Source organism: Enterobacter chuandaensis (assembly GCF_039718975.1).
GTDB lineage: Bacteria > Pseudomonadota > Gammaproteobacteria > Enterobacterales > Enterobacteriaceae > Enterobacter > Enterobacter chuandaensis.
In genome coordinates this window covers 1,146,710-1,160,387 of the sequence record NZ_CP097173.1, presented here as the reverse complement: position 1 = coordinate 1,160,387, position 13,678 = coordinate 1,146,710, and the positions used below count along the sequence as shown (strand labels likewise).

Sequence of the window (13,678 nt, the reverse complement as noted above, 5' to 3'; positions counted from 1 at the left end):
GATCTTTTCAACGTCATGGAAATAAAGATGAATACATTCAATGAGTTTGGACAGCCCGTAGGCGAAGCTCTTATCGACTGGCAGCCTCGCCCGCATCCGTCCCGGGTGGTACTTCAGGGTCACTATTGTCGGCTTGAGCCGCTGCGCGTGGAGCATGCTCATGCGTTGTTCACTGCGTATTCCCTGGCCGGAGATACCCGCAGCTGGACGTGGCTGCTGCGTGAACCTGATGCCACCGCAGAAGAGTTTGCCAATTGGGTGGCGAGCGTGAGCGAATTATCCGATCCCATCCACTTTACCGTCATAGATAACCGGACCCAGTCCCCTGTCGGGACGCTTTCCCTGATGCGGATCGATCATAAAAACGGCGTCGTGGAAGTGGGGCACGTTCACTTCTCGTCACTGTTAAGCCGCACGCCCATGTCGACAGAAGCGCAGTATCTGCTGATGCGGTACGTGTTCGATACCCTGGGCTACCGGCGCTATGAATGGAAGTGCAACAGCCTGAACGAACCATCCCGCAAAGCGGCACTGCGTCTGGGCTTTCAGTTTGAAGGGCGTTTTCGCCAGGCGCTGGTCATAAAAGGCCATAACCGGGATACCGACTGGTTTTCGATTCTCGACAAAGAGTGGCCAGCGCTGGCGAGCGCGTTTGAAAGCTGGCTTGCCACCGACAATTTTACTGCCGATGGCAAACAGAAAAGATCCCTGGAAAGCTGGCGAGAAACGCGCGTCTAGCGCCTTTTTTTACGCCCCTGCACCGCCTTAAAGCGCGGGTTAGATTTGCAAATCACGTATAAGCGTCCCTTGCGTTTGACTATCTGGCAATCCGGGTGACGCTGTTTTGCACTGCGCAATGAGTTAAGCACCTGCATGGTTAGCCCCGCTTCGCATTAAGAAAGCCGCCAAAACGCTTGCGGAAGCGCGCTGCGCTGCCGTCCGTCGAGAACGTTTTCTGCTTACCGGTGTAAAACGGATGCGATTTTGAAGAAACTTCGATAGTGATGTACGGATAGGTTTCACCGTCGAGCTCAATTTCGCGGTCGGTTTTGATGGTTGAACCGACTTTAAAGTATTCATTGGCGCTGGTGTCGTGGAATACCACGGTGCGATACGCTGGATGGATGTTAGGTTTCATCGTAAATCCTTTGTGTTTTGTTATAACATAACAAAATAATATCCAGGCCAGGTTGAAAAAACAACCCCCTCTCTGCCGAGGATATTTTCTGATTTGACGTAGATAAAATGAAAACCCTGCCCCCACGTGCTATAACTATTTCATTTCGCGGTAAAATCTTTCTCTGCAGGCAGGAAACTCAATGCCCGAATTCGGACATGTGAGAAAGGACATGACAGCATGAAAACCCGACATCTGGTCAGTCTGGTGACTGGCGTACTTATCTTTTCCGTGCTGGTTCCCATTTGCCTCAGCATCTGGCTGGCTCATCGCCAGGCGGAAGAGAAATTTGTCGATGCGCTGGATAGCTATGCTTCTCGCGTGCTGATACGTACTGACAGGGTCGTGGATCAGGCAAAAGAAGCGTTAAATCACCTGCAGGGATTTAAGGGCGTTCCCTGTAGTCCGCTGCATTTGAGGGAAATACGTCGGGTCGCGTTCTCATGGCGCTATATCCAGGAGGTGATCTACATCGACAATCTAAAACCCCTCTGTTCTTCGCTTGAGCAGGCCAGTAAATCCGCCTCTTATCCTCCCCCCATGCGTATCACCGAAGATGGCTACAGCGCGTGGCTTACCGCACAAAACGATCTTGGCTTTCACCGCTACATGGCCGTGCTCGGGAAGGGTCATTACCTTGTTCTGGTCGATCCTGCCTCGCTTGTGGATGTGATCCCTTTCGGTGAGATCGCCATTGATGCCGCTCTGGTGGGCAACGCAACGCACCTTATTTTCGCCAGCAGCAACACGCTTGATCCGCATATCCGCGATCGGGTCAACGATCGGGGCGTCTCCAGCGTTCAGTACAAGGGTTCCATGTACGTGATGAAGCCGGTACCTGAGCTTGGATTTACCGTCGTTGCCTGGGCGGCGCTCACCCCTCTGGCTGAAAGCTGGCACCGGCAGCTGCTTTTCTGGCTGCCGTTTGGCGTACTGATAAGCCTGCTGGCGGCACTGTTTGTGCTGCGGATACTGCGTCGTATTCAGTCGCCACGCAATCGCCTGCTTGATGCTATTAGCAACCGTGAATTTGTGGTGCACTATCAGCCCATCGTGGCGCTCTGTAGCGGAAAAATTGTCGGCGCAGAGGCGCTGGCGCGCTGGCCGCAGACGGATGGAAGCAATCTCTCGCCTGATATTTTTGTGCCGCTTGCCGAGCAAACCGGCCTTATCTCGCAGCTGACGCAGTTAGTGATGGAAAAAGTGTTTGAAGATATGGGCCACTGGCTGCAGCTTCATGCCGATCAGCATATCTCCATCAACCTCGCCCCTGCTGATTTAACCTCTGGCAATCTGCCGCCGCTGCTGAGCCAGCTTATGAATAAGTGGCAAATCCATCCCGGACAAATAGCCCTCGAGTTAACCGAGCGTGGCTTTGCCGACCCCAAAATCAGCGCGCCCGCTATCGCCGCATTCCGCCGCTCTGGCCACCCTGTTTATATTGATGATTTTGGTACGGGCTATTCCAGCCTCAGCTATCTGCAGAATCTGGATGTCGACACGCTAAAAATTGATAAATCCTTCGTGGATGCGCTGGAGTACAAAAACGTGACGCCGCACATCATCGAAATGGCGAAGTCACTGCAGCTGGCGATGGTGGCGGAAGGCGTTGAGACCGAAGGGCAGCTCGCCTGGTTACACCGCCACGGGGTGCAGTACGGACAGGGGTGGTATTACAGTAAGGCGCTGCCAAAAGCAGAGTTTATTCTCTGGGCAGAACATAACCTGGAGACGCATACTATTTAAGATAGGATTTGATTACCTGCATCACGACGCCAAGATCGGCTTCACGCTGCGCCTCTTCGGGCTCTTTCACCACATGATCGGTGAGATGCCCTTCAATCACCTGCATCATCATGCCATTGACTGCCCCACGGATCGCCGCCAGCTGCTGTAACACTTCGGCGCACTCATGATCGCTGTTGAGCATTTTCTCAAGGGCGTTACTCTGCCCCTGAATTTTCTTCAGGCGAGTCAATAACATCTTCTTGTCGCGAACGGTATGTGACATCTCTGCATCCTTATTTTTTTGGCTTTTAAAGCATATCACGCTCTACCCCCCCTGAGTATTTTTCTACTGGGGGGTAGTATTAAACTACTGGGGGGGAGTACTATTTGCACACACTTTCCATTCCGGAATTTCCCATGAACGATTTTGCTTCACTTTTGCAGCAGGGCAATGCCTGGCTGTTTGTTCCCAGCGCCATCCTGCTCGGCGCGCTGCATGGCCTGGAACCTGGTCACTCAAAAACGATGATGGCCGCTTTTATCGTGGCGATCCGCGGCACGCTGAAACAGGCGGTGCTGCTTGGTCTGGCGGCAACGCTTTCCCATACGGCGGTCGTCTGGATCATTGCCATGGCGGGATTGTGGTTTGGCCGGGGCTGGGATGCGCATACGTCCGAACCCTGGTTCCAGCTGATCTCCGGGGTGTTGATCGTTCTGATCGCCCTGTGGATGGCGTGGCGAACCTGGAAAGAGAGCCAGCCGCACGATCATCATCACGATCACCACCATCATCATGACCATGACCATGACCATGACCATCATCATGATCACCACCATCACCACGAACACCCGCTGGTTGAAGAGGAGTGGCAGGACGCCCACCAGCGCGCGCATGCGCAGGATATTAACCGACGCTTCAGCGGACAAAACGTGACGACCGGACAGATTGCGATGTTTGGCCTGACCGGCGGGCTTATCCCCTGCCCGGCGTCCATCACCGTTCTGCTGATTTGCCTGCAGCTGAAGCATTTCGCCCTCGGCGCAACGCTGGTATTCAGCTTCAGCATCGGTCTGGCGTTAACGCTTGTCGCTTCCGGCGCGATTGCCGCCTTAAGCCTCAAACATGCGACAAAACGCTGGCCCGGATTTAGCGAATTTTCCCGTAAAGCGCCGTGGATCTCCGCTGCGCTGATTATCGTGGTAGGGATTTACATGAGCCTGCACGGCCTGAGCGGCATTCTGGCGTAAGCAGGCGGCCACGTCCGGTGGCCGCCTCTCTGGTCAGGTAAGAGTCTGCTGCCAGCTGAAGGTATAACGAAGCTGGCGTGTCTGCAGAATGAACGCCGGCGAAACGCTGGGGCTCCAGGAGTCATCGCCGCCCACGCCCATATGGAACGCATCGAGGTTGAGCCAGCACCCCGGCTCTTCCCGCAGCAGATGATGATGGGTTGTTTCTCGTAGCTGCTGCTGGCTATAGCGGCTCACCGAGAAATGGAACCGGCCATTCAGCTGATGTGTGCCCAGCAGAAGTTCCCGGGTATCGCAGCGCAAACCATTTTCCGTCGGGAAGATATACGGCGTGTGCATGGCATCCAGAGGTAATATCCAGCGCCCCTGCTGTGCCGCCAGCTTTCTGTCCGGGTAGTTTTCATGCGGCCCCAGCCCCAGCCAGTCAACCTTTTCCGGCGCTTCAGCGAGATGAACGCCGAGGCCAACGCGGGCGGGCGCGGGGATATCAGACGCAATATCGACCTCAATATCGCCATGCAGAACTCCCCGCTCGTCCACCCGCCAGATTTTACGGCTCAGGAACAGCGTCTTTCCGTGATGCTCCCATGCGTGTCGGGTGGTGACCACCACCTCGCCTGCGTGCTGTTCTGCGTCACAGCGCAGCACGCGCGAGGTAAGATCGTACATCCCCGCCGCTTTCCAGCGTTCAACCCACGCGTTCGGATCGATGCGCGTCGCTTCGCTCACGCCAATATCGTTGTCCAGCGGCGCGCGGCTGAAATTATCCGTCAGCGGTGAAATCAGCGTTTCAGCGCCATTTCGCCACCATTGAGTCAGGTTTCCTGTTTGGCGATCGAACTGCCAGCGCTGCTGCTGATGCGTTATCTCAAGCATATTCTCATGCTGCGTCAGGCGCGGAGGCTCGCCCGCAGAGACTTCTGGCGCGATAAACAGGGGAACCGGGAGCGGCCACTGCTCCCACGCGCAGCGATGGTCTGCCGGCGACCACGGCGTAGCCCGCGGCTGGCGTACTTCAACGTTCAGCCAGACCTCACCCGGTCCGGCGTTGAGCTCCGACAGGTCCAACTCCAGACGCTGGATGCCTTCAGGCGCCATCGCCAGCGTCACCTCGCCTGCGGCCAGCACGTCTCCGTCCCGGGCAACCCTCCAGCTCAGCACCTCGTTATCGGTGGGGCGGAACAGGTAGCCGCTTTGCACCTCAATCACCAACGGAGAGGTGCTGACCAACGTAAAGGTAAAGAACTGCTGGGCGCGCTGCGCCTCATACAGCGCCGGATGCGGCGTGCGATCGGGGAACACCAGACCATTGAGGCAGAACTGCCGATCGTTCGGCTTATCGCCAAAATCCCCACCGTAGGCCCAGAACGCGTTGCCCTTTTCGTCTTTCTTCGTCAACGCCTGATCGACCCAGTCCCAGACAAACCCGCCCTGCAGGCGAGGATGGCTGCGAAACGCCTGCCAGTATTTTGCAAATCCGCCGAAGCTGTTCCCCATCGCGTGGGCGTATTCACAGAGGATCAGCGGACGCGTTTCGTCGGGCATGCCGATCCATTTCTTGATTGACCATTTAGGCACCGCCGGGAAGGGCTGATCCTGATCGACCCGGGCGTACATCGGACAGACAATATCGGTCGCTGCCGTATTCGCCCCGCCGCCTTCGTACTGCACCGGGCGCGTTGGATCGGTCGTTTTCAGCCAGCGGTACAGCGCATCGTGATTCGCACCGTGGCCGGACTCGTTGCCCAGGGACCAGATGATAATGGAGGGGTGATTGCGATCGCGCTGCACCATGCGGGTCACGCGCTCGCTCATGGCGGGCAGCCAGCGCGGATCGTCAGCAAGGCGGCTCATCGGCACCATGCCGTGGGTTTCGATATTGGCTTCGTCAACGACGTACAGCCCATAGCGATCGCAAAGGCTGTACCACAGCGGATGGTTCGGGTAGTGCGAGCAGCGCACGGCATTAAAGTTGTGCTGCTTCATGATTTCGATATCGCGGCGCATGGTCGCCTCGTCCATCACCTGGCCGTTTTCCGGATGATGCTCATGACGGTTAACGCCGCGGATAAGCAGCGGCTTACCGTTGAGTTTCAGCAGGCCATTGCTGATGTCAACGCGGCGGAAGCCCACATCGCACGCTTCAATCTCCAGCACCTCACCCTGCGGGTTGCGAAGCGCAATCGTCAGGCGATACAGCTCCGGCGTTTCAGCACTCCAGAGCACTGGGGACTCGACGGGGATCGCCACCGTCAGGCGCTCGGCCCAGCTGCCGCGCTCGTCGACAATGGCCGTACCCGGACGCCGGGAAACGCTGGCGTATTTTTCCCCCTTGCGCCACAGGGTAAAGTCTACCTCGCAGTCCGCAAAGCCGGAGCCCGTAAGCGCGACATCGGCCTTCAGCACCGCGCGATCCAGCTCCGCATTCAGGTCCGTCACTACGTGATAATCGGCAATCTGCGTTTTGGGTTTATGCAGTAAGGTCACATCGCGGAAAATTCCGCTCATGCGCCACATGTCCTGATCTTCCAGATAGCTGCCGTCGCACCAGCGCAACACCATGACCGCCAGGCGGTTCTCACCGGATCGCAGGACCGCCGAGAGATCGAATTCGGCAGGCAACCGGCTGTCCTGGGAATAGCCTATCCACTGCCCGTTACACCACAGATGAAACGCCGAGTTCACGCCGTCGAAGACGATGCGGGTCTGCCCGCACTGAAGCCAAATGTCATCAACCTCAAATGTGAGCGAGTAACAACCGGTTGGGTTTTCCTGCGGCACAAAAGGCGGATTAACAGGGATAGGATAGGTAACGTTAGTGTAGATGGGCGTGTCAAACCCCTGCATCTGCCAGTTCGACGGCACGGGCATCGCAACGGCGTCCGCACAATCTTCGGTTACCCACGCCTCCGGGATTTGCTCGGGTGCAGGAAAATAGTTAAACCGCCACACCCCATTGAGAGAGCGTCTGCTGGCGGATGCTGCATCATCCCGGGCAGGCTGTTCAAGACGCCAGCTGTGTAACGGCGCATGTGCCTCGAGACGGTTCCACTGGGTGACGCCCGGGTTTTCCCAGTCCCGTCGGGCCAGAATGGCGCTGAGAGTCAGCGGTGAAGCGGTGGACATAGTAACCTCTTTGCGAAGCGCTCACAATTTTGGCTAACATGCCCTGGCTCCCGGTAACGGTAAAGCATTCATTCGCGGGGTAGCGAGTCCGATCACAAAGTTTTATTTGCGGGCAAGCTGCCCGGCAAGGAGGGCCAGACTTCTGAGCTGCTGCGCCAGATCCTCGCGTTCGGCCTGCTGCGGGGTGCGGCGCGCGCTGGAGTGGCGGATAACCAGCGTCACCGGCAGCTGAACCTGCCAGCATTCCTCCCCCCCGGTGGGGGCCAGAAGCCACTCCACGCTGCGCTCGCCCGCCTCGCGAAACGCCTGACGAATGGTCGTCAGCGGCGGAGAAAACCAGGCGCTGTCGGCCGTATCGTCAAACCCCACCACCGATATCTGGCCAGGAACAGCGATCCCTTTTTCCGCGCAGGCGCGCATCACCCCGAGCGCCATCTGATCGTTCGCCACCAGAATCGCATCCGGTAATACCGCCCCCGAGAGCAGCACATGTCCCTTCTCATAGCCGCTGGCCGCGCTCCAGTCGCCGTAAGCCACGGCCTCCGCGTTAAGACCCGCCTCAGCCAGCGTCGCTTGCCATCCTGCCAGACGCGCCCGCGCAGAGACAGAACTTTCCGGCCCGCTCAGCAGAGCAATTCGCTGATGCCCCAGCGAAAGCAGATGCTCAACGCCCAGGCGCGCGCCCTCCCCGGCGTTAAAGACGAGGCTGTTTACCTGCGCTGACGGTGACACGTCGAGGAACAGCACCGGAACGGGCGTCGCCAGCCCCCTGAGTTCTTCGGCGTGAGGATCGTCAAGCGGCACATTGACCAGCAGCGCGTCCACCCGCTGCGCCAGCAGCGCCTGAAGCGCCGCCTGACACTGCTGCGGCTGCTCCACCATGGAAATCAGGACGCTCGCCCCCTGTTCTGCCGCCCGGGATTTTACCGCCGAGACAATTTGTGATGGCGCGTGCAGCGCCAGATCGGTAGTGATGAGGCCCAGCGTACGGGTGCGTTTCCCCGCCAGCTGCTGCGCCCGCAGGTTGGGAACGTAATGCAGCTCCGCCATTGCCTGCTGCACCTTTTCCCGCGTGCGGGCAGAGACGTGTTCCGCGTCGTTAATGACGCGGGAAACGGTCTGATAAGAAACCCCCGCCAGGAGGGCGACATCATAGAGAGTGATTGCTTTCATGCGTTCTGGCATCGCGATTTTCGAAGCGTCTATTCTGGCACAGCAACGCCGTTAAAACATGTGAGCGCTTCGCAAATTAAACAACCCGCTCAGGCTGAGGTATTTCCGCAATGCGCGGCTTCTGGCGGAACCAGGGCAAACAGACCTGAATAAGTGGGCCAATGGTCAAAGCGTACACCACCGTTCCCACCCCAAACGAGCCGCCCAGCACGCACCCAATCAGCAGGACGGACACTTCAATAGAGGTACGCACGCTGCGAATGGACCATCCCAGCCGGGCGTGAATACCGGTCATCAGTCCGTCGCGCGGACCAGGCCCGAAACCAGCGCCTATGTACATGCTGGTGGCGATCGCGTTCATTACGATACCTGACACCAGGAACGCAATTTGCACAGGCAACGAATTCAGTTCCGGGATAAGCGCCATGCTGGCGTCCGCCGCCAGACCAATACATATCACGTTGCTTATCGTGCCAAGACCGGGCATCTGACGCAGTGGGATCCACAGTAAGAGTACCGCCGCCCCGGTCAAAATGATCACCGTCCCAATGCTCATTCCCAGCTGTATTCCCACGCCAAGGTGAAACACATCCCACGGATCGACACCCAGATCCGCGCGAATAAACATCGCGGTGGAAAGCCCGTACAGCCCTAAACCGACATAAAGTTGTAGCAGACGACGTACCATTTTTATCTTCTCCAGTGAACCCGACTTTCATCCTGACCTAAAATGGCACTATTATTAATGTCCAGTTTTCAAATAGTGGACTGCATATGTCATCACGCCGCTTCGGAAGCCAGTCTCTGGTACGCCTTTTAGGCCACTGGCAGCAAACCTCCTCCCGCACCCCGCTCTGGCGCCAGCTGGCCGACGCGTTGCGTTTGTTAATCCTTGACGGGCGGCTGGCATTGAATACGCGACTGCCGGGCGAACGGGAGCTGGCCGCAGCGCTGGATGTCAGCCGGACGACCGTCAGTAGCGCCCTCGCCCATCTGCGTGAAGAGGGTTATCTTGAAAGCCGCCACGGCAGCGGGTCGCGCGTGATCCTCCCGAATACCCGCGCCGTTCCTACCCTTTCCGCAGCGAGTGCCGCCCTGGATCTCTCCACAGCCGCCCTCCATGCCGGGCCAGAGATCCACCAGGCCTATACCCATGCGCTTACGGCCATTACCCAGCACCTCTCGCTGACGGGCTACGATCAGCTTGGGCTGCCGGCGCTGCGCGAGGCTATTGCCGCACGCTATACCGCGCGGGGTCTTCCCACCCGGGCAGACGAGGTGATGGTGCTCAACGGTGCCGTCAGCGGGTTTGCGCTGGTACTGCGGATGATGGCCGGGCCGGGGGATCGCGTGGTGGTCGATCACCCCACTTATCCGCTGGCCATTGCCGCTATTCAGGGAGCGCAGTGTCGGCCAGTTGGGGTGTCGTTGCCGGAAATCGGCTGGGATACGGATGGATTCGCGGCCACGCTTGCCCAGACCGCGCCGCGCCTGGCTTACCTGATGCCAGATTTTCATAACCCAACCGGGCGATGCATGGATATCGCTACCCGTCAGGCCATAACCGATATTGCCGCACAAAGCCGCACGGCTCTGGTGGTGGATGAAACGATGGTCGATCTCTGGTTTGACTCTCCCCCGCCACCACCGCTGGCTTCATTTAACCCGCAGGCCAGCGTGATAACGTTAGGCTCTGCCGGAAAGAGCTTCTGGGGCGGGCTGCGTCTCGGCTGGATCCGCGCCTCCTCGCGTACTATCGCCACGCTTGCCCAGACGCGCGATACCCTGGATTTAGGCTCGCCGCTGCTGGAGCAGCTGGCAACACTGTGGCTTATCGACAATAGCGAGCGTTTTCTGCCCGCCCGCCGCAAGATGCTGGCGGAACGGCGCGATCGATGCGGTGAGCTGCTGCGTGAACATTTCCCGGAGTGGAAATTCCATGAGGCGGAAGGTGGGCTCTCTTACTGGATCGAGCTTCCGGGCATGCTGGCGACGCAGCTTGCCGCGCGGGCAGAAATTATCGGGATAAACCTGGGGACCGGCACGCGGTTTGGTTTATCGGGGGCGTTTGACCGTTTTTTGCGTATGCCCTTTTCGCTCGAACCCGCGGAACTGGAAGAGGCGTTGCTGCGGATTAAACCGTTATGGCTTTCGCTAAATTCATATGCGCCATCGGTAAAACGCAGCCTGGTGTAATAGTTAAATATTTGAAGCGGATCATAAAATAAAAACTGCTGACTGCCACATATGCAGTCAGCAGTTTTCACTGGTCACAAATTAATGCTGAGGAGGAATAGGGAAACCTTTCAGGGAAATAACGAAATTACCTCCCTCTTTCTTTATTTTTGCGCCAGTATCACACCAGTCAGACGCAATACGAAAGAATTCATCGCTTCCAACATTCCAGCCAAGACGTACATGCTTCACGTAGCCTGAACGCAACAGATCGCAGGCCTCGTTGTAGTCACTGGCAGTTGATAGTTGTTGTTTCATTTTCTCTTCTTCAGAAGTTTACGTAGAGCTTTGATTTCTTTAGGAGTAAAAGGAGAAACACTCTCTTCTTCCGTATGCTGATTATCAATATCCTCTTCCGATACTCCCGCCTCTTCTACTGCTTCGAATGCCAGCAGCAGCAGTTTCTCTGTGGTCACGCTTAAATTCTCGTTATTAACTTCCGCAAAGTGGCGAAGTCTTTCTTTTAGCGCTTCGTCAATTTTAACATTTAATACCGCAGTAGCCATGTTCGTCACTTCCCTTCGGAATCAGTTCTTTATTTAATACACGAAGTTAACACTGTTATCCAGATATATATTTTTAACTTATGACAGAAAAAAGACATCCGATAATAAAATGACAGGCTATTATTACAGGTTTATGACAGTAATATTTCAGCGCAATGAAATATATATTACAGAATATAGGCACTGTCGTAGTGTGGAATAACGGTTGAAAGAGAGGTGAAGCGGGAAAGATCGTATGAAACCACAAATGGGTGGGGGCCCTGCCAGCTACATCCCGGCACCCACGTCGTCTGCCCTGGCTGCTTCCTTCCGGACCTGACCTGGTGAACAGAGTAGCGTTGCGGGAGAACCAACAGAGCCCCCATTGAGAGCGTTGATAACCAACGCGCTGGCGCATTATCCCTGTGCGAAGAGCCAATTGCAAGCGACCAGGAACCGGATGCTGGTTTCTTGCGCAAACAGGCGCAGCAATCAGGACGATCTTCGTTTACCATGACGGTCCAAACATCCCCACAGGTGAAGGTATGGACGAACACGACTCCTTTCCCCAGCGCGTATGGCAAATCGTGACCTCGATTCCGGAAGGCTACGTCACTACCTACGGTGATGTCGCACGGCTGGCCGGTTCCCCGCGCGCAGCGCGACAGGTTGGAGGCGTCCTCAAACGACTGCCGGAAGGGAGTACGCTGCCCTGGCATAGGGTGGTGAACCGTCATGGCGCCATCTCGTTAACCGGGCCGGATCTCCAGCGTCAGCGTCAGGCATTGCTTTCAGAGGGTGTGCAGGTGTCGGGAGCAGGAGAGATTGATTTGCAGAAATACCGCTGGGTGTACTAAACCCTCCCCCGAAGGAGAGGGTAATAGCAACAGTTACATCTGAGTCGGTGGAGTTGGCAGGGACGGCTGATTGGTCTGTGGAGCAACCGGGACTTCAGTTTGCTGCACCGGCACCAGATTCAGGTCGATTTTAGTTCCACCGTGGTTAATCGCTTCCTGGACCGTATCGGTGATAAAGACCAGCTTGCCGTTGATGGTTACCGCTGCACTCAGCAGGATACGGGCATTCGGCTGCACGTCTGACAGGTTATACGGCAGCACGAAGCTAAACGGCGCCTGCTTACCTTCAGTACGGACCGCACGCTGGGCCAGAACTTTCGACGGCGCGTCGGCCAGAGAAGCATCAGACAGCGTTACCGTTAATACCGCATCCGGCGGCAGAGCGACTTTCTGTTTGATCCAGATTGTACCGGAAACGTTAGGCTGCTGAATGGATTGCTGTGAAAGGGTATTAATCCCGTTCGGATCGGCTGCAGGGACCGGCACCTGGGCGCTCTTACCGGCACAGGCGGACAACGCCACCGCAATAGCTACACCACTAAGCATGGGCACGAGTTTCATTGAAGTCTCCTTATCATCAATGCACCAGCGGGATCGATCCCATCCGATGTCGTTTCAATCACATAACGTAGTTAAGTGTGGCACAGATCACCGATTAATGCCTGAAAACGTCCAGATATTCAGATTATTCTACCCATCGGACCACTTTCATTTCTGCGTTATACTCTGCCTATCTTTCGCTACGGCGTTTATTGAGGACAACTATGAGTCAGGCACTGAACAATCTGCTGACATTACTGAATCTGGAAAAAATTGAGGAAGGACTCTATCGCGGACAGAGCGAAGACCTCGGCTTACGTCAGGTGTTCGGCGGCCAGGTCGTCGGACAAGCGCTGTACGCTGCAAAGGAGACCGTCCCTGCAGACCGTCTGGTGCACTCATTCCACAGCTATTTCTTACGCCCTGGCGACAGCGCAAAACCGATTGTGTATGACGTTGAAGTCCTGCGAGACGGCAACAGCTTCAGCGCACGCCGCGTGGCGGCCGTTCAGAACGGCAAGCCGATCTTTTATATGACCGCCTCTTTCCAGGCGCCGGAACCCGGGTATGAGCATCAGAAAGTGATGCCGCCGGCCCCCGCGCCGGACGATCTCAAATCAGAGACCGATATCGCCCGTGCGCTGGCGCATCTGCTTCCGCCGCAGGTCAAAGAGAAGTTTCTCTGCGATAAACCGCTGGAGATCCGCCCGGTTGAGTTCCATAACCCGATGAAAGGCCACACTGCCGAGCCGAAGCGCCAGGTCTGGATCCGCGCTAATGGCACCGTGCCGGAAGATTTCCGCGTGCATCAGTATCTGCTGGGCTACGCGTCTGACTTCAATTTCCTGCCGGTAGCGCTGCAGCCGCACGGTGTTGGCTTCCTGGAAAAAGGGATGCAGGTTGCAACCATCGATCACTCCATGTGGTTCCACCGTCCGTTCAACATGAATGAGTGGCTGCTCTACAGCGTGGAGAGTACATCAGCGTCGAGCGCTCGCGGGTTTGTGCGTGGAGAGTTTTATACCCAGGACGGCGTGCTGGTCGCTTCTACGGTACAGGAAGGGGTAATGCGTAATCGCGGGTGAATGTGTGCGGCCTGATGCCCTCAC

At 56.7% G+C, this 13,678-nt stretch carries 15 protein-coding genes and 1 other RNA gene; 6 read left to right on the top strand and 10 right to left on the bottom strand.

The window, feature by feature from the left end:
• Nucleotides 1-27 precede the first annotated feature (27 nt).
• Entirely contained in the window at nt 28-738 is a 711-nt protein-coding gene (locus MX657_RS05625) for a GNAT family N-acetyltransferase (protein ID WP_346807625.1), read from the top strand.
• On the opposite strand, the gene ykgO is transcribed toward MX657_RS05625, so the two are convergent.
• Nucleotides 735-875: a type B 50S ribosomal protein L36 gene (gene ykgO, locus MX657_RS05620; protein ID WP_003859006.1), complete on the bottom strand. Its 141-nt coding sequence runs from the start codon at nt 873-875 to the stop codon at nt 735-737. The two genes, MX657_RS05625 and ykgO, sit on opposite strands and share 4 nt — an antisense overlap.
• Nucleotides 876-877: 2 nt before the next feature.
• Entirely contained in the window at nt 878-1,138 is a 261-nt protein-coding gene (locus tag MX657_RS05615) for a type B 50S ribosomal protein L31 (RefSeq protein WP_006176933.1), read from the bottom strand.
• Between the two features lie 219 nt (nt 1,139-1,357).
• Here MX657_RS05615 and MX657_RS05610 point away from each other — a divergent pair, with 219 nt between their 5' ends.
• Complete coding sequence (locus tag MX657_RS05610) at nt 1,358-2,923, top strand: EAL domain-containing protein (protein ID WP_080328043.1); 1,566 nt, start codon at nt 1,358-1,360, stop codon at nt 2,921-2,923.
• Here the strand turns inward: MX657_RS05610 and MX657_RS05605 are convergent.
• Complete coding sequence (locus tag MX657_RS05605) at nt 2,916-3,188, bottom strand: metal/formaldehyde-sensitive transcriptional repressor (RefSeq protein WP_080328044.1); 273 nt, start codon at nt 3,186-3,188, stop codon at nt 2,916-2,918. The two genes, MX657_RS05610 and MX657_RS05605, sit on opposite strands and share 8 nt — an antisense overlap.
• A gap of 134 nt (nt 3,189-3,322) precedes the next feature.
• Between MX657_RS05605 and MX657_RS05600 the strand changes: the two genes are divergently transcribed.
• Nucleotides 3,323-4,153 carry a nickel/cobalt efflux protein RcnA gene (locus tag MX657_RS05600; RefSeq protein ID WP_346807620.1) on the top strand — a complete coding sequence of 277 codons (831 nt, stop codon included), beginning with the start codon at nt 3,323-3,325 and terminating at the stop codon, nt 4,151-4,153.
• Nucleotides 4,154-4,186: 33 nt separating this feature from the next.
• Here the strand turns inward: MX657_RS05600 and MX657_RS05595 are convergent, their stop codons facing one another.
• From MX657_RS05595 to MX657_RS05585, 3 genes are all read right to left on the bottom strand, one after another.
• A complete protein-coding gene (locus tag MX657_RS05595) occupies nt 4,187-7,279 on the bottom strand; it encodes a beta-galactosidase (RefSeq protein ID WP_346807619.1) in 3,093 nt (1,030 codons plus the stop codon).
• A gap of 102 nt (nt 7,280-7,381) precedes the next feature.
• A complete protein-coding gene (locus MX657_RS05590; protein WP_119915318.1) occupies nt 7,382-8,452 on the bottom strand; it encodes a LacI family DNA-binding transcriptional regulator in 1,071 nt (356 codons plus the stop codon).
• Nucleotides 8,453-8,528: 76 nt separating this feature from the next.
• A complete protein-coding gene (locus MX657_RS05585; RefSeq protein ID WP_119915227.1) occupies nt 8,529-9,140 on the bottom strand; it encodes a YczE/YyaS/YitT family protein in 612 nt (203 codons plus the stop codon).
• 86 nt (nt 9,141-9,226) lie between these two features.
• On the opposite strand from MX657_RS05585, the gene MX657_RS05580 reads away from it, so the two are divergent.
• Nucleotides 9,227-10,648 (top strand): PLP-dependent aminotransferase family protein, encoded by a 1,422-nt coding sequence (locus MX657_RS05580; protein WP_119915228.1) that lies wholly within the window; start codon nt 9,227-9,229, stop codon nt 10,646-10,648.
• A gap of 81 nt (nt 10,649-10,729) precedes the next feature.
• Here MX657_RS05580 and MX657_RS05575 read toward each other — a convergent pair whose 3' ends face one another.
• From MX657_RS05575 to ffs, 3 genes are all read right to left on the bottom strand, one after another.
• Nucleotides 10,730-10,945 carry a hypothetical protein gene (locus tag MX657_RS05575; RefSeq protein ID WP_119915229.1) on the bottom strand — a complete coding sequence of 72 codons (216 nt, stop codon included), beginning with the start codon at nt 10,943-10,945 and terminating at the stop codon, nt 10,730-10,732.
• Nucleotides 10,942-11,193 carry a hypothetical protein gene (locus MX657_RS05570; RefSeq protein ID WP_119915230.1) on the bottom strand — a complete coding sequence of 84 codons (252 nt, stop codon included), beginning with the start codon at nt 11,191-11,193 and terminating at the stop codon, nt 10,942-10,944. The genes MX657_RS05575 and MX657_RS05570 overlap by 4 nt, the downstream gene beginning before the upstream one ends.
• Nucleotides 11,194-11,451: 258 nt before the next feature.
• Nucleotides 11,452-11,548, bottom strand: an RNA gene (ffs, locus tag MX657_RS05565) — signal recognition particle sRNA small type.
• Between the two features lie 169 nt (nt 11,549-11,717).
• Between ffs and MX657_RS05560 the strand changes: the two genes are divergently transcribed.
• Entirely contained in the window at nt 11,718-12,029 is a 312-nt protein-coding gene (locus MX657_RS05560) for an MGMT family protein (RefSeq protein ID WP_429844625.1), read from the top strand.
• 33 nt (nt 12,030-12,062) lie between these two features.
• On the opposite strand, the gene MX657_RS05555 is transcribed toward MX657_RS05560, so the two are convergent.
• Nucleotides 12,063-12,590 carry a YbaY family lipoprotein gene (locus tag MX657_RS05555; protein ID WP_346807616.1) on the bottom strand — a complete coding sequence of 176 codons (528 nt, stop codon included), beginning with the start codon at nt 12,588-12,590 and terminating at the stop codon, nt 12,063-12,065.
• Nucleotides 12,591-12,793: 203 nt separating this feature from the next.
• On the opposite strand from MX657_RS05555, the gene tesB reads away from it, so the two are divergent.
• Nucleotides 12,794-13,654 carry an acyl-CoA thioesterase II gene (tesB, locus tag MX657_RS05550; RefSeq protein ID WP_080328051.1) on the top strand — a complete coding sequence of 287 codons (861 nt, stop codon included), beginning with the start codon at nt 12,794-12,796 and terminating at the stop codon, nt 13,652-13,654.
• Nucleotides 13,655-13,678 lie beyond the last annotated feature (24 nt).